Raw genomic sequence first — 15,774 nt, 5'->3', positions numbered from 1 at the left:
GATACCGCCTTTTTTCAGGGTGCGTCCATAACACCAATACTGCTTGCCTTTCGGCTATGCAGCTACTTTTATTATTTCTGGAGTTTTCAGTCCGGTTACGGACAGTTCCTTCTGTTTTCCGGATAGGGAAAGATATTTCCGCAGGATATTAAATGCGCCGACTGCATCGGCGTTAAATCTTACTCCATCAGTTATATATATACCCCGTTCTTTTCGATTTGATGCTTCTGCATATCTTTTTGATACTTCTGGTGATAACGGGTTGCACTGGCTGGTATAGCTTTCTTCCTGCTTTATCAATTGTATCCCATACAGTTTCAGCTTATATTCCAGTATGATATACAGCTTGTTATATGGCAGTCCGTGAAACTTCTGGTTGGTCTTATGCCCCATATCTTTCTCTTTACGGATGTTTCGGATGTCTCCCACAACCACACAGCGGATATCTTCTTTTTTACAGTATTCTGCAATCCATCTGGTCACTTTGTGAAGATAATCCTTCACTGCATTCTGCTTTTTCCTGTAAAGTCTCCGAATATGTTTCGATGATTTTGGATATTTTATTCCTTTTTCCGACTGCTGTGCATACCATAAGGACTGCGCTCTGGCGATCTCTTTATGAAAATATCTTTCCAATGAAAGGTATTTCCTTCCTAGGATAAAAGTCCTGCCATTTCCGGAATCATAACAGGTCATCAGATTATGGAGTCCAGGATCAATAGATAAATAATGTCCATTCTGAGAAAGCTGTTCCGGCTCTTCAATCTCATAAATGACAATAAGGTCGCACTTTCCGTTTTTTGGTGGATAGATCCGCAGCTGTTTTATACGATCCATGTTCCTGAAAATCTTATTTTCAAGATATAGAAATTCTTCATGGATTCCATAGGTTTCTTCCATATAGCTTTTCAGATCTTTTGGCAGAGACAGACGCAGCTGGTCTGAGCCTTTCTCATGCCGGATCCCCATCTGCATGTATGTGACCGGTATATTGTCCTGTTTAAAACGGGGCGGATTTGGCTCTTTGATCCCTCCGGTCTTTTTCAGGACATAAAAAGATTTCCATGCTTTATCCAGCTGCTTGCAGGTCTCCTGCGCTGTCTGTGCCGGCAGCTGTCTGTACCACAGATCTCCTTTATGTGCTTTTTTCTGATAATACCAGTCAGGATACTTTTCCAGTCCCAGTTCTTTATAATGATGGCGTTCATAGTTGCAGACATTCCAGAGTTTGGAAGCCGCATAACACATATGCCCTATAATGTTAGAATATTCCGGACAGATCTTTAACGATGCTCTGTGTGACAGCCGCATTCCTCTCTCCTCCTTCAGACAGCTATACAGATGGATCTTTACACTCCACCCTGATTTAATACGATTTGCTCTGATGTTCAATATAACGGCGGATATTTTCTTCAGATACAGATCCGATTGTCTCCACATAATAGGAATGGTTCCACAGCTCTCCCTTCCATAGCTGGTTTCTTATTTCCGGAAAACGTTTGAATAATTTTCTGCCGGTGATCCCCTTCAGATATTTGACAATTTCTGTTATAGACAGCTTTGGTGGAGCTGATACAAAACAATGGACATAGTCACCTTCACCACATTCAAATAAATGAACGGCAAAGCCCTTGTCCTCAGCAATCTGCTGCACCAGTTCCTGAAGGTATTCCTCAATTTCTGGTTTTAATATTTTCCGTCGGTATTTCACCGACCATACCATATGGTAGTTAATATTACATACACAAGTTCTATAATGTATTAGATTTTCTTTCATACATATAGTATAACATAATGAGTGGAAATGCACAATAAAAATCGAACATATTTTCGATTAATTGTATGCCGGTTACGGCATTAATATCAAGCTTAATATCAAAGGGGGAAAAGGGATTATTATATTATTTCAATGTGCAGATATGCACAATTCTACGCTTTCATCTCGGTAATTGAATTGCCAAGGATTCCCGCTTATCGTCCTAAACAGCATGAATTGGATGAGGATGAAGAATTAGCGGTGCGAGAAATCCGGAAGTGCTATTATAAAAACTATAAGATATATTTCTTTATAGATGAAAGAGTTAGAACAGTATACGTGCTGAGAGTCTTACATATGCTGGTGAATGCAAAACCATTGTTACTGAATATGAGGTTCTGATTTTTGTACCAATCATGTACCAATTTTGTACCAATCTGTAAAAAATATCGTAGAGATATAAAGATTTGCACAGCCCAGCCAAATCTTAAAAGTACAGAAAAACAGGCATTTGTAGGATATAGCAGGGATATATAAAGAGATGTTCTGACAATCCCAACAATGAAGAGTCTTGACTCTGACAAAAAAGCAGGAAAATCCGGAGCAGTAGAAGAAGCAACTGCAAACGACAACAAAGGATTCTTCAAAGACAACGCGAAGATTGACTTCTCCAACGTAAAGGTTGAGCCTTTATTTGAAGAAGAGGTTGATTTCGATACATTCAGCAAATCTGATTTCCGTGCCGTAAAGGTTAAAGAGTGTGTAGCAGTTCCGAAGAGCAAGAAGCTCCTTCAGTTCACACTGGATGACGGAACAGGTACAGACCGCACGATCTTAAGCGGAATCCACTCTTACTATGAGCCGGAAGAATTAGTTGGTAAGACACTGATCGCAATCACCAACCTTCCGCCAAGAAAGATGATGGGAATCGAGTCTTGCGGTATGCTGCTTTCAGCAGTGAATAACCTGAAGGATTCAGAGGGTGAAGAACTGCATCTTCTGATGGTTGATAACCATATTCCGGCAGGTGCAAAGCTGTACTAAAATTAAATATAAAATCTCTAAAACCATGATGTCAGACCGTAGTTGACAACAATTTGACAACAAGAGCACTTCTTAGAGTTAATCTGAGAGGTGCTTTTTTTCGTACTAAAAAATATATCCCGGCAGTCAACTTCTGTAAAACAGTGAATCTAATTTTGGAGGAAAGCATCATGTATTCTTATCTTTTGTTGACTGGAAAACTGGACAGTTACCTGGCAGATCTGAATGAACAGGCACAGGAACGGTATGAATTGGTTGAGGCAAAAATGCGAAGTGCAGAGAGTGTTACAGAGGAATTAAAAGTACGGGATCTGCCACCTGCCGTCTGCCGGTGTATGAAATTACGAAAACAGATTGCGAATCGCTTGCAACTTGCAATCAAACAAGATATAATGAAGAAAAAAGAGGAGGCGATATCTATGGCAAGAACAGCAAATGTATTTGCACGTGTTGAGCCTGAAGTAAAAGAACAGGCAGAGCAGGTGCTTGAGCGACTTGGAATTCCAATGTCCAATGCAGTAGGAATGTTTCTGAGACAGATTGTACTCCAGAGAGGAATTCCTTTTGAGATGAAACTTCCAGCTTATGAGGAGCCTGTGGCATATGGCTCTCTGACAAAGGAACAGTTCAATGCAGAAATAGAAAAAGGCATGGAAGATATTAAGGCTGGCAGAGTGTATTCAGCAGATGAAGTTGAAGCAGAAATGAAACAGGAATTTGGTATATGAAATATAAAGTGATGTATACAGCAGGAGCAAAGAAAGATCTGCGAAATATTTTCAGATATATTTCAGAGGAACTGTTAGCCCCGGAGAATGCTGCAGGACAGACAGAGCGGATTATGACGGCAATTCGGAAGCTGGATACTATGCCGAACAGAAATCGGCTTTATGAGGAAGAACCGTGGCACAGCAGAGGACTTCGATTCTTTCCGGTGGGTAATTATCTGGTATTTTACAAAACAGATGATGAAACTGAAATAGTATATGTAGTGCGAATTATGTATGGTGGACGTGATGTTCATAAACAGTTAAGTCAAACAGAAGACGTTTCAGTAAATTAAAACAGAATATGGAACAAAAACACGAGCAGTTAGTCTATGAAAAATAGGTTAGCTGCTTTTTTCATGCAAAAAAGGAGGTACCGTGTATGGGATATGCACGTAAAGATGTAGAGAAAACAAAGAAATTAGCAAAGAAATTTGTTCGCTATCAAGAAGGGGCAGAGCTTTACAGCATTGGACTGACGAAATTCCAGGAGTTGGCGAAAGAAGCCAAAGCAGTGTATAAGACTGACAAGGTTGCTTTTGTAAATTGTGAGATTTTTGAGAAATATCTGGAGACATTTCGGATTGCGTAGGAAACAGAAAATCGTGGAAGGACGAAAAATAGGGATTGATTTCTTGTCATACGAAAATTATAATGTGAATGTGGAGGAATAAGAACAGATATGGCGAAAATAGGAAGACCAAAGTCGGAAAATGTAAAAAAGAAAGTGTTGAGTATCCGGGTGGAAGATTCTATGTATAAGTGTATCTGTGATTATGCCAGGAAACACAAAATGACTGTGACAGAAGTTGTCTTGCAGGGACTGGAAAAAGTATTGAACAGACCTGAATAATATGTAGTCCTTCCTTTATTTGAAGGAGAATTTTATATGGCACAGACAAGAAAAGATCTGCGGGGCAGAGTCCTGCGGAAAGGTGAAGCACAGCTCATGAAAGATCAGATGGACGGTCTGGATATTTATGTTGCCGGATTTTTCAGCGCACAGCTTGAGACACACATTTTGCACAAGGCTTTGTGAAAGAGAAACGAACCTGAAAATAATCCAGTCGATCATGGGGCATAAGGATATTCAGAGCACTATGGATATCTATGCAGAATCAAAAGGACATCAGGTAAAAATAGGACGTATCATGGAGCAGAACACTCTTGGTGCCAGGAACTATAAACTCTGTATGGAATATAAATAATCACGAAAAGAGGAAAAAATGAAGAAGGCAGTATTATTTGATTTTGATGGTGTGATCGCAGACACGGAAATGAAGTCAATTGCTTATATTGAGAAGCAGTTTTTAAAGTATGGTGCAGTTTTGAGTATGGAGGAAAAAATTTCATATATAGGAACAGATGGAAAGGAACCAACCAGAAAATTGCTTGAAAAAAATGGAATCTGTAAAACAGTGGAGGAATTTCTGGAAGAAAGAAGAGCACTGGGTAATGTATACGAGAACAGTCAGGATCTGAAGCCTATGACCGGACTGGTAGAATTTCTTGTATGGTTGAAAAAGTCAGGGTATAAAATAGGTATTGTATCATCTACCAGTACCAGACTTATTGTAACAGCGTTAAATCGGATGAAACTTATGGGCTTTCCGGAGGTTCTCATCTGTGGGGATATGGTAACAAAGAAGAAACCCAGCCCAGAGGGTTACAGGAAAGCAATGGAGTATCTGGAAGTCATGCCGGAAGAGACAGTGATTATAGAAGATTCTCCTTCCGGAATCCAGGCAGGAAAAGCAGCAGGAGCCTACGTGATAGGTTATAAAGGAGCTGAAGTGCAACAAGATATCACAGGAGCAGATGTTTTGTGGAAGAGTTATGCTCTTTTTGAAGAAAAATGGAAAAAGATACAGGGAGTATAAGATTATTATATTTCATCCTTTTATGAACTGTTCAACGCGTTCCATTGTAGTTCTGAGTATGGAAAGATCCGTCTTTACATCACCGGTTTCCAGGGAATGATTGGCATTTGGGGTAAGAAAAAGGGGCACTTCTTTTTCGGCAGCCAGTGATTTGACAGAGTTCGTCTGAGCCCATGGATCTGTAGTACCGTGAAAAGCGATGCTGCCGATCTGTGGGAACTTAAATGTTTCCGTCAGAGGAGTAAAAAGAATATTTTTTACGGTCAGGTTGTGTTTGGCAGTATAAGCTGAGGATATAACAGTACCGACACTTTTGGAAATAAACAGAATCTCCCCATAGGAAGTCCAGTCAACATTCTGCAGATACTCTTCTGTTTGCTTGAAAGCAATATCAAAAGCCTGTTTCATTTTTCCCGGATTACCTTTTACATTTTCCGGGAGAGAATGATAGGATACAGTCTGGATCTGATATCCACAGTGTTTTGCAAGACGAATGGTGTAGTACAGGAGCGGTTTGTCTGCTGTGTATCCGATACCCGGGAAAACAACAGCCAGTTTCGGTTTAGTTTTGTCAGAATCTGCAGAATGACTGGCAGCTTTGTCAAACAGTATTTTCTGACGGAGATTTTCCTGGAGATCTTTTAAAGTCATGGAAATTGTATAGGAATCTGATGGAAGGTAGTCATAGTCAGTGATAAGACCATTTTCTTTCATAAGATAAACTATATGTGAAGCTCCCATGAGTTCCATATCATCTTCTATATCTGAAAGTAATTCTTCATATGTTTTCATTTTAATCAATCCCATCTAAATTTTTAATATTTCTGTTAAAGATAAGTCTGTAAAAATCCGCTTGATTTTAATATTTTATCATGGTATAAAAATCTGTTCAAGACAGAAGCAGAGAAATTACAAGTAACAGCGTATTCACTCTGTTCACAGCAACAGCAACTGTTACTGTTCACTCCGTTCGCAGTAACTTGGTCAAAATGCATTCCAGATCACCTTCGGTGATGGCATTTTGCCCCGTATGTCTCGGAATTTTGCCATATTCATGGCAAAACACCTCGCGGGATATTACCTGTTCACAGCAACAGCAACTCAATATGCAAATAAATAATATGTACAATATCAGAAAACATATTTATAATAATTGTATAATGATGGAAATTAATGAATGACAGATATCAGATGATGATGTCAGAAAGTGACTGAAAATGAGTGAACATATTACAACATATACAGGACTACATTTTGAACCGCTGAATCCGAATCCGGAGAAAATTCGTATCGAAGATATTGCACATGCGCTTTCAATGATATGCCGTGGAAACGGACATGTAAAAACTTTCTGGTCAGTGGGAGAACATTGTATCTGCTGTGCCAGAGAAGCAGCAGCCAGGGGATTATCAGATCGTATGGTTCTTACGTGTCTACTTCATGATGCCAGTGAATGTTATATGTCAGATGTGCCGAGTCCTTTCAAGAAAGAACTTCCGGAATATCAGGAACATGAAGACAGATTGTTAAAGATAATCTATGAGAAATTTCTTGGATCTGATCTGACAGAAGAAGAACAGAAACAGTTGAAAGAGATAGACAATGCACTTCTCTGGTATGATCTGGAGAAACTTCTTGGTGAAAAACAATCTGAAAAGGCACCGGAATTACATATCAACCTGGACTACACAGTCAGAAGCTTTAAAGAAGTGGAAGATGAATATCTGGCGGTTTATGAAGAATATTCAGGAGAAGTTTTACACTGTTGCACAAAAGAATGATTCCGGGTGAAAGGATCTTTTTGTATGGAAAATCTACGTTGCGTAGTGGAGAGAATTACATATCAGAATGCTGAAAACGGTTATACGGTGTTGAAATGTGCAGTCAAAAATTACAGTGATCTGGTTACTGTGGTAGGTACTATGCCGGATACGCATGTGGGATCGGTTTTGTCGCTGGAGGGAATGTGGAAAATGGATGCAAAGTATGGGCGTCAGTTTTCTGTAATAAAATTTGAAGAAACGCTTCCGGCAACTGTTTATGGAATCGAAAAATATCTGGGCTCCGGACTGGTAAAGGGAGTAGGACCGAAGTTTGCAAAACGGATTGTGGAGAAATTTGGAAAAGATACTCTGGATGTTATTGAAGATACACCAGAGGAACTGCTGAAAGTATCTGGTATTGGAAAGGTCCGGGTAGACCGGATAAAAATCAGCTGGCAGGAACAGAAAGAGATCAAAAATATCATGCTGTTTTTGCAGAGTAATGATGTCAGTACTTCTCATGCAACAAAGATATTTAAAACTTATGGAAGTGAAAGTATAGCCATTGTAAAAGAAAATCCATATCGGCTTGCAGAAGATATATGGGGAATCGGATTCAAGACAGCAGATGCGATTGCACAGAAGATGGGAATTGATAAAGGTAAATTTGTCCGATTGCGCAGCGGGATTTTTTACACACTGAACAGGCTTGCAGAAGATGGACATTGCTTTGCAACAAGAGATCAGCTGATAGCGAAAGCACAGGAACTTCTGGAAGTGGAAGAACCGGAGCTGGAAATTACATTGGATGAGATGCTTCGCACGAATGATGTGATTCAGGATCAGGAAATTATTATATCGGAAAAAAACAGTCAGACGGCAATATATTTACCACCTTATTATTTCGCAGAAAGTGGCTGCGCCAAAAGGCTGATACGGCTTATATCCTGTGGGCAGGGACGTAAAGCAGATCCGGAAGAAATACTACAGAAAGTAGTTTCACAGTCTTCAATCATATATGATGATATTCAGCTGGAAGCGGTAAAGATAGCAATTTCTTCAAAAGTAATGGTTCTTACGGGCGGACCGGGAACAGGAAAGACGACAACTACGCTTGGAATTATTGCCGCATATAAACAGGCGGGATGTAGAATTATTCTGGCAGCACCGACAGGAAGAGCAGCGAAACGAATGTCAGAAGCAACAGGTATGGAGGCAAAAACAATCCATCGTCTATTGGAATATAAACCACCGGAAGGATATCAGAAAAATGAAGAAAAACCATTGGAAGGAGATGTACTGATCTTAGATGAGTGTTCCATGATTGATGTAATGCTGATGTACAATCTTCTTAAAGCTCTGCCGGAACATATGTCATTGATTCTGGTAGGAGATATTGACCAGCTTCCGAGTGTAGGTGCAGGAAATGTACTCAGAGATGTTATAGATTCCGGCAGAGTTCCTGTAGTAAGACTTACAAGAATTTTTCGGCAGGCACAGGGAAGCAGAATCATTATGAATGCTCATCGAATCAATAAAGGTGAAAATATTGATATGAGGGGCGGAAAAGACTCGGATTTTTTCTTTGCCACAAAACAGACAAATCAGGAAGTTGTAGATACCGTTGTCCAGTACTGCAAAACTAATCTTCCAAGATATTATCATGTAGATCCTTTGCAGGATATTCAGGTACTGACACCGATGCAGAGAGGAGAATGTGGAGCTGTTAATTTGAATCAGGTATTGCAGGAGGCCATAAATCCATCAAAAATATTTCTGAAAAGAGGTGGTACGCAATATCGGTTAAATGATAAAGTAATGCAGATACGGAATGATTATGATAAGGAAGTTTTTAATGGAGATATTGGGACAATTACAAGAGTGGACATGGAAGAAAGAGAATTGAAAGTCCGGTTTGATAACAGGGATGTGGTTTATGATGTGACAGAACTGGATGAATTATCTCTGGCATATGCGGTAACAATACATAAATCACAGGGAAGTGAGTATCCAATTGTTGTTATGCCATTTACTATGAGCCATTTTGTGATGCTTCAGAGAAATCTTCTTTATACCGGGGTAACAAGAGCCAAAAAAATTCTTGTACTGGTGGGTGAAAAAAGAGCAGTATATTATGCAATAAAAAATGAGACGACTACATGCAGGAATACAGGACTTGTACAAAGATTGAAACCAGGAAGCAGAGAATCCAGAGAGTCGGAAGCACAGAAGCAGAAAGAAACAGTACAAAAAATTACGTATAAAAGTGGGATTCAGCCATCAATAGTTACGGAAACTCCTGAAATTTATGAGGGAAATTTGTGGAAAAGACTGTCACAGTCAAAGTTCAGGAGCAGTTTTTCACTGAAGGCAAATGACCGAAATTACATAGCAGAAAAAGGAATAGATACTGTACGGAGCCATGCACAGGATTTTATCAGAAAAAGGCTTGCCCCTGCAGAACCACGGAATGACGGAAAGCAAACACCTATGCGTGGACATCCGGTTTTTGTGGCACAGCATGCGACTGCAACATGCTGCAGAGGATGCCTGGAAAAATGGCATCACATTCCCAAGGGCCGTGAACTGACAGAAATAGAACAAAAATATATCGTAGATGTAATCATGAAATGGATTGAAAGACAAATATGATCTGAAAACGTAACTGTTCACAGTAACCTGAAAACAGATAATAGAGGAGAGATTTTGGGTGGATGCTTGCATTTACCGGTATGACAGTCTATACTTAATAGACATATATTTGTGATTAATGGAGGATTTTTATATGAAAATTGCAGTAACTTATGATAACGGAAATGTTTTTCAGCATTTTGGAAAAACAGAATCATTCAAGGTTTATGAAGTAGAAGACAACAAAGTTGTTTCCAGCGAAGTGATCAGTTCCAATGGTACAGGACATGGTGCACTGGCAGGACTTCTTGCAAATCAGGGAATTGAGGTACTGATCTGTGGCGGAATCGGAGGCGGTGCACAGACTGCCCTTGCTGATGCCGGAATTGAACTGTGTTCAGGAGCACAGGGAGATACAGATAAAGCAGTAGAAGCTTACCTTAATGGAGAACTGGTTTCAGCAGGAACAACATGCGACCATCATCACCATGAAGAAGGACATTCCTGCGGAGAAGAAGGACATTCCTGCGGCGGCAGCTGTGGCGGCGGCTGTGGTTCCCAGAGTACCTTAAAAGGCCGTAATGTAGGCAAAACCTGTCGTACACATTACAGAGGAACATTTAATGACGGAACACAGTTTGATTCTTCATATGACCGTGGAGAACCGCTGGAATTTGTCTGCGGAGCAGGTCAGATGATCAAAGGATTTGATGCAGCAGTTGCAGATATGGAAGTTGGTCAGATCGTTGATGTACATCTGTCACCTGAAGAAGCATATGGACTGCCAGATCCGAATGCTGTTTTTACACTTGAAATCGCACAGCTTCCAGGTTCCGAAGACCTGACAGTCGGACAAAAGGTGTATCTGTCCAACCAGTATGGACAGCCGTTCCCAGTGAAAGTTCTTGCAAAAGAAGAAAAAACAATTACATTTGATGCAAACCATGAGATGGCAGGAAAAGAACTGAACTTCAGAATTGAACTGGTTGAGGTAAAATAAAACATATAAACAGGCACTTCCCGGTATAGTTCGGGGAGTGTTTTGTTTTTTGATAGAAGGGGTGGACTGATGATATGAGCGTAAATTTTCATGCATTTCAGAATATAGGAGTACTTTTTGCAGAGTGTGAAGCGTTATATGAACAGTGGACACAGGAATTTACAGGTTTTAAGCCGGAGCGTATCAGCCGGATCCTGAAGCTGAAATACGATGAGGAATATCTTTACATTACATATTTTGATGTACTGTACAGGTTGGAAATAAAAGAAGGAAAACTGTCAAAACAGGATAAAGACGGACAGTGGCAGGACAATCTCTACTTTAATGAGTGCATGGTAATTTATCATCTGCTGAAATACACAAAAGACAATCCGGGAAAAGCGGGAATCTGGGTTCCAAATGCAACGTTAGATGAAAGGGTGACAAGAAACAGAAATATGCCGGATCCGCTGCTGACACCTTTTGCCCGAAAATGGTCCGGTAATTGTGCCGGATTAAAGCAGGCATGTATAAATGCCGGAGGAAAAGAATTTGATAAGGGAGATGTGGCATTTCAGTTTGCCGCTTTTCCTTTTATGGAGGTACAGATAATCTTCTGGGATGCAGATGAAGATTTTCCGGCACAGGTACAGGTGCTTTTTGACAAGAAAGTAACGGATTATGTTCATTTTGAAACCACGGGATGTGTGATAGCGGATTTGTTTGAAAAAATTAATTCACCTGACAGGAATTAATCTGGGCGGCTGCGCTGATGCGTCCGTCCAGAAGCACAAAGGACATGGAACTGAAATCCCTTAAGAAAAAATATAAGAGCAAGGGTTTTGCAGCAGGATGTTCCAGAGAAGTAATCTAGCGTGGCACAGACCAGCTTGGCTGGGAGCTTCAGAAACTTCTGACAATGACGCTGGAGGCAATGGCGGCAAGTGAAGACACTATAAATGCAGAGATGGAAGCAGAACAGAATAACTGATAAAAAGCGAGGGAATCCATTCAGCGGATTCCCTCATTTCAACATAAGATTATTTCCTTTCCACAATCCGGTAATAGGATTTTGCAGTTATTGAGTAAATAACTCCATAGACAACTGCGAATATCAGGACAGTTATGGCAGTGCATTTTATGAATAAGTCCGTATTGTTCATACCGAAGAGGAGAAGAATTCTCCGAATCAGTGGAAATGCCATGGAAATATGGACCATAGCTATCAGAAGAGGCAGGAAAAATACCATCAGGATCTGACGCTGGATGGAGCTCTTTACTTCTTTATGGCTCATGCCTACTTTTTGCATGATCTCAAATCGTCCCTGGTCTTCATAGCCTTCGGATATCTGTTTGTAATAAATAATCATTGCAGTTCCGAGAAGAAACAGTGACCCAAGAAAAATTCCGATAAAAAGCAGAGTTCCGTTGTCTGCGTAATAGGATTCATATTCCTGCTGGCGGATTCCACAGGTGATGTTGGAAGATTCATTTAACTGTCCACTGGTTTTAAGATTTTTGATAGCTTTGAGTACAGGCGTTCCAAGGAGAATCTGATCCTGTTTGGAGCCGTCAATGTTCAGTCCGAGATGTAACGATAGATCCTGACCGGCAGGATAGGCAGACACATTTTTATATGCTTCGGAACGCATCTGATCCAGTTTGGCGAAATCATTATCTGTAACTACAAAAGATGCAGAGTCAATGATCATATCGTAATTCATGTTCAATGGAAAATCCTTCAGCCATTTGTTGACAGAAAATTCCGTATCATTTATTTTCAGAGATTTTTTACTTTCTGCACCAGGGAACCATGCCCAGACAGAGCCGTCAGATAAGTTGGGGTCAGTGCCGGTGAGGACTGCATAGTCTGACTGGCGGATAACATAAATACTGACAGCTTTTTGCAGTTCTTTTCCTGTAGTGGTGATATAGGCTATATCATCCAGAGTAATGTTGTAATTACTTTGTACGCCGGCAAGGAACAGATAGATTTCCTCAGTCATACTGTCAACGGGTATCTGGCGTTCGTCAATAACCTGTTCAAATGTTTTTTGAGTTGCGGAAGCTTCTTCCTGACTGATTCCGGCAATATCCATATCTACTTCGTATGGATAGCGGTTTACCATAATATCATTCATACCTGCGTACAGGGAGCTGCTCATGGAAATCATGAGAAGGACACCGGTACTGAGGATACAGATGCTGGAGAGACCTACAGCATTTTGTTTCATTCGGTAAAGCATACCGGAAATACTGATGAAATTACTGGTCCTGTAATAGAAACTTTTTCTGCGGCGCATAAGTTTCAGGATAACGATACTGCCTGCGGTGAACAGCAGATAAGTTCCTGCCATAACAAGCAGTACAGCAACCAGAAAAAGAGTAATAGCCTGTAACGGGGATTCTGTGGTTACAGCGATGTAATACCCGGTTCCGAGACAGATAAAACCAAGCAAAGCTATTAACCATTTAGCTTTAGGTTCACGTTCGCCGGTGTTATTTCCACGTAATAGTTCAATTGGCTGATTCATCTTCACTCTTGCCATGTTCTGAAGCAGAATTATAAGAAAAATAATCCCGAACATGATAAGGCAGACAAGTATTCCCTGAAGGGAAATATAAAAGCCGAGAATAGATGGAACATGCAAAATTCTGAGAAGCAAAAGCAGTGAAAGTTTACTTCCAAGAATGCCAAAAGCAATTCCTGCAACGATTGAAAGAAATGCGGTGATTACTGTTTCCAGAAACAGAATTTTTCCAACGTGTCTTTTCTCAAGTCCTAAAATATTGTAGAGACCGATTTCTTTCTGACGCCTTTTCATAAGAAAACTGTTGCTGTAAATCAGAAAAATGCAGCAGAAAATAATTACGACAATTTCACCTGTAGTCAGAAGCATCCGTACCTCAGAAACCTGTGGAACTGCCTGAGCAAGATTTGGACAGTCGCGCAGGAATTCCATCATGTACATCATGGCGATGCAGAAGACGCAGGTGATTATATAAGGGATATAGGTCCTTTTGTTGTTGCGGATATTCTGCAGGGCGAGTCTGGTGAACAGTCCTTTATGCATGAAGATCACCACCTGTCGTTAGTATTGTGAGAGTATCAGAGATCATCTGATACATTTCCTGATTATTTTTTGAACCTTTGTAAATCTGGTGAAAAACCTCGCCGTCTTTGATAAAAAGTACGCGGGAGGCATGACTTGCTGCCTGAGCACTGTGTGTTACCATCAGAATTGTCTGGCCTTCTTTGTTGATTTCGCCAAACATTGTAAGAAGTGCAGAAGCTGCTCTGGAATCAAGTGCACCTGTCGGTTCATCAGCAAGAATAAGTTTGGGGCTGGTAATAAGTGCTCTTGCTACAGCGGCACGTTGTTTCTGACCACCGGATACCTCATAGGGAAATTTATCCAGGAACTGAGTGATTTTTAAGGCTTGTGCTATAGGGCGGAGTTTCTGCTCCATTTCTCTGTAGTCTTCGCCTGTGAGTACTAGAGGTAGAAAAATATTATCTCTGAGACTGAAAGTGTCAAGAAGGTTGAAATCCTGAAAAACGAAGCCCAAATTCTGCCGTCTGAAAGCAGAGATTTCTTTTTCTGTCAGGTGTACGATATTTTTTCCTTCAAGAAGAACTTCACCTGAGGTAGGACAGTCAAGAGAAGCAAGAATATTAAGAAGAGTTGTTTTGCCGGAACCAGATTCGCCCATAATTGCTACAAATTCGCCTTCTTCTACAGAAAAAGTCACATTGGATAATGCCTGTACTTTGTTTCCACCAAAACGGGTGCTGTATATTTTTTTTACATTTGATACTTCAAGTAATGCCATGTTAAGGCTCCTTTCCTGTTGTTGATGAAATAAGTATAAAAAAATCTGATGCATTCAGCCATCGAACCAGGTTACAAAACAGGAAAAAACCTTACATTTCTGTAAGGTCAGTATAAAGTAAGGTTGTCCTGTGGAAAATGAATAAGGACGCAGGTGCCTTTTCCTTCATGTGATTCTATGGAAATATCATGTCCGAGCCTGTTGAGGATTTTTTTGCTGAGGTACAGACCGATGCCTGTGGAGTGTCTGTCTGTGCGTCCATTGATACCTGTATAGCCCTTTTCAAATACCCTGGGCAGATCTTCAGGGCGGATGCCGATACCAGTATCTTCTATAAAAAGAGTGTTGTTCTGAACATATATTTTGAGTCCGCCTTCTTTCGTATATTTCAGGCTGTTTGAAAGAATCTGACCGATGACAAAACCAAGCCATTTTTCATCAGTAAGGATGGTTTCTGAGGTGCCGTTGTAATCAAGAGACAGTTTTTTGGAAACAAAAATCCCTGCATATCGGTGGATCTGATCCCGGATGATTTTGTCCAGGGAATATTTTGAAAGTGTAAGGTCCGAGGAAATATTTTCTGTACGCAGGTAGCCGAGAACCATTTCAACATATTCTTCTACTTTAAACAATTCTGTGAGCGCAGCTTTGTTCTGCTCAGGAGTTTCTTTCAGGAGCAGACGGAGAGCAAAAATCGGAGTTTTGATCTGATGAGCCCACATTGTGTAGTAATCGTTCATTTCTTCTGTTGATTTCTGGATATTTGTTTCCAGATCCATTCGCATTGTGTTTAAAGTCAGGGAAATTTCCTGATAAAGCTGTTCAACTGCGTCGGAAGGAATATCCAGCCGGTCAAGATTTAGTTCGGGAGCATTTTTTACAATAAGAAGCTGCCGGTATTTTTTTCTATAGCCCCAATAGCCATATAAAAGTGCCATGGAACTGGAAAAAATCCACAATACTGTTACATAGATTGCTGGTTCTGCGGGCAGGTGATACAGATAAAAAATTACTCCGGTGATGATTGCAGGCAGAAGCATGGACATCAGATAAAGCCTGCTTTTTTTCAGATAAGCAAAAAGTATGTTCATAAAAAACCTCTTATCAGCACAGTGAACAT

General features: G+C 40.4%; 16 protein-coding genes and 4 pseudogenes. 14 read left to right on the top strand and 6 right to left on the bottom strand.

Features of this window, described 5'->3' with window-relative positions:
• Positions 1–54: 54 nt before the first annotated feature.
• Both ACTNB8_RS09290 and tnpA read right to left on the bottom strand, forming a co-directional pair.
• On the bottom strand, positions 55–1,311 hold the full coding sequence (locus ACTNB8_RS09290) for an RNA-guided endonuclease InsQ/TnpB family protein (RefSeq protein ID WP_441054085.1): 1,257 nt from the start codon (positions 1,309–1,311) through the stop codon (positions 55–57).
• 55 nt (positions 1,312–1,366) lie between these two features.
• Positions 1,367–1,777 (bottom strand): IS200/IS605 family transposase, encoded by a 411-nt coding sequence (tnpA, locus tag ACTNB8_RS09285; protein ID WP_441054083.1) that lies wholly within the window; start codon positions 1,775–1,777, stop codon positions 1,367–1,369.
• A gap of 516 nt (positions 1,778–2,293) precedes the next feature.
• On the opposite strand from tnpA, the pseudogene ACTNB8_RS09280 reads away from it, so the two are divergent.
• The 9 genes and pseudogenes from ACTNB8_RS09280 to ACTNB8_RS09240 all read left to right on the top strand — a co-directional run.
• Positions 2,294–2,800 (top strand): annotated as a pseudogene (locus ACTNB8_RS09280) (lysine--tRNA ligase); the annotation flags it as partial.
• Positions 2,801–2,970: 170 nt separating this feature from the next.
• A pseudogene (locus tag ACTNB8_RS09275) lies at positions 2,971–3,144 on the top strand (TnpV protein); the annotation flags it as partial.
• Between the two features lie 75 nt (positions 3,145–3,219).
• The gene (locus tag ACTNB8_RS09270) at positions 3,220–3,528 is read left to right on the top strand and encodes a type II toxin-antitoxin system RelB/DinJ family antitoxin (protein ID WP_441054141.1); all 309 of its coding nucleotides are present in this window, start codon (positions 3,220–3,222) and stop codon (positions 3,526–3,528) included.
• Positions 3,525–3,863, top strand: a complete 339-nt coding sequence (locus tag ACTNB8_RS09265; protein WP_026649467.1) for a type II toxin-antitoxin system RelE/ParE family toxin — start codon at positions 3,525–3,527, stop codon at positions 3,861–3,863. Before ACTNB8_RS09270 ends, ACTNB8_RS09265 begins: the two co-directional genes overlap by 4 nt.
• 86 nt (positions 3,864–3,949) lie before the next feature.
• The gene (locus ACTNB8_RS09260) at positions 3,950–4,159 is read left to right on the top strand and encodes a DUF6462 family protein (protein WP_441054081.1); all 210 of its coding nucleotides are present in this window, start codon (positions 3,950–3,952) and stop codon (positions 4,157–4,159) included.
• Positions 4,160–4,249: 90 nt separating this feature from the next.
• Positions 4,250–4,420: a hypothetical protein gene (locus ACTNB8_RS09255; RefSeq protein WP_165853800.1), complete on the top strand. Its 171-nt coding sequence runs from the start codon at positions 4,250–4,252 to the stop codon at positions 4,418–4,420.
• Positions 4,421–4,456: 36 nt separating this feature from the next.
• Positions 4,457–4,606, top strand: coding sequence for a hypothetical protein (locus tag ACTNB8_RS09250; protein ID WP_441054079.1), 150 nt, complete (start codon positions 4,457–4,459; stop codon positions 4,604–4,606).
• Positions 4,548–4,775: pseudogene (locus ACTNB8_RS09245) on the top strand (tyrosine-type recombinase/integrase); the annotation flags it as partial. The gene ACTNB8_RS09250 and the pseudogene ACTNB8_RS09245, both read left to right, overlap by 59 nt.
• Before the next feature lie 18 nt (positions 4,776–4,793).
• Positions 4,794–5,447 carry an HAD family hydrolase gene (locus tag ACTNB8_RS09240; RefSeq protein ID WP_441054077.1) on the top strand — a complete coding sequence of 218 codons (654 nt, stop codon included), beginning with the start codon at positions 4,794–4,796 and terminating at the stop codon, positions 5,445–5,447.
• Between the two features lie 12 nt (positions 5,448–5,459).
• On the opposite strand, the gene ACTNB8_RS09235 is transcribed toward ACTNB8_RS09240, so the two are convergent.
• A complete protein-coding gene (locus ACTNB8_RS09235) occupies positions 5,460–6,239 on the bottom strand; it encodes an alpha/beta hydrolase (protein WP_441054075.1) in 780 nt (259 codons plus the stop codon).
• Between the two features lie 425 nt (positions 6,240–6,664).
• On the opposite strand from ACTNB8_RS09235, the gene ACTNB8_RS09230 reads away from it, so the two are divergent.
• The 5 genes and pseudogenes from ACTNB8_RS09230 to ACTNB8_RS09210 form a co-directional block, all read left to right on the top strand.
• Positions 6,665–7,228 (top strand): hypothetical protein, encoded by a 564-nt coding sequence (locus ACTNB8_RS09230; protein ID WP_441054074.1) that lies wholly within the window; start codon positions 6,665–6,667, stop codon positions 7,226–7,228.
• 24 nt (positions 7,229–7,252) lie between these two features.
• Positions 7,253–9,862 (top strand): SF1B family DNA helicase RecD2, encoded by a 2,610-nt coding sequence (gene recD2, locus ACTNB8_RS09225; protein ID WP_441054072.1) that lies wholly within the window; start codon positions 7,253–7,255, stop codon positions 9,860–9,862.
• A gap of 133 nt (positions 9,863–9,995) precedes the next feature.
• Positions 9,996–10,841: an FKBP-type peptidyl-prolyl cis-trans isomerase gene (locus tag ACTNB8_RS09220; RefSeq protein ID WP_441054070.1), complete on the top strand. Its 846-nt coding sequence runs from the start codon at positions 9,996–9,998 to the stop codon at positions 10,839–10,841.
• Between the two features lie 74 nt (positions 10,842–10,915).
• On the top strand, positions 10,916–11,575 hold the full coding sequence (locus tag ACTNB8_RS09215; RefSeq protein WP_441054068.1) for a DUF3786 domain-containing protein: 660 nt from the start codon (positions 10,916–10,918) through the stop codon (positions 11,573–11,575).
• Positions 11,572–11,811: pseudogene (locus ACTNB8_RS09210) on the top strand (hydrolase); the annotation flags it as partial. The gene ACTNB8_RS09215 and the pseudogene ACTNB8_RS09210, both read left to right, overlap by 4 nt.
• A gap of 49 nt (positions 11,812–11,860) precedes the next feature.
• On the opposite strand, the gene ACTNB8_RS09205 reads toward ACTNB8_RS09210, so the two are convergent.
• From ACTNB8_RS09205 to ACTNB8_RS09195, 3 genes are all read right to left on the bottom strand, one after another.
• Positions 11,861–13,894 carry an FtsX-like permease family protein gene (locus tag ACTNB8_RS09205; protein WP_441054066.1) on the bottom strand — a complete coding sequence of 678 codons (2,034 nt, stop codon included), beginning with the start codon at positions 13,892–13,894 and terminating at the stop codon, positions 11,861–11,863.
• Positions 13,887–14,654 carry an ABC transporter ATP-binding protein gene (locus ACTNB8_RS09200; protein ID WP_441054064.1) on the bottom strand — a complete coding sequence of 256 codons (768 nt, stop codon included), beginning with the start codon at positions 14,652–14,654 and terminating at the stop codon, positions 13,887–13,889. Before ACTNB8_RS09200 ends, ACTNB8_RS09205 begins: the two co-directional genes overlap by 8 nt.
• 107 nt (positions 14,655–14,761) lie before the next feature.
• Positions 14,762–15,745 (bottom strand): sensor histidine kinase, encoded by a 984-nt coding sequence (locus tag ACTNB8_RS09195; protein ID WP_441054062.1) that lies wholly within the window; start codon positions 15,743–15,745, stop codon positions 14,762–14,764.
• Between the last annotated feature and the right edge of the window lie 29 nt (positions 15,746–15,774).

Origin of the sequence: Blautia sp. HCP28S3_G10 (assembly GCF_052065235.1) — a bacterium.
Taxonomy (GTDB): Bacteria; Bacillota; Clostridia; order Lachnospirales; family Lachnospiraceae; genus Blautia_A.
Note: the sequence above shows the minus strand (reverse complement) of the source record. Positions and strands in the feature narration are given on the sequence as shown.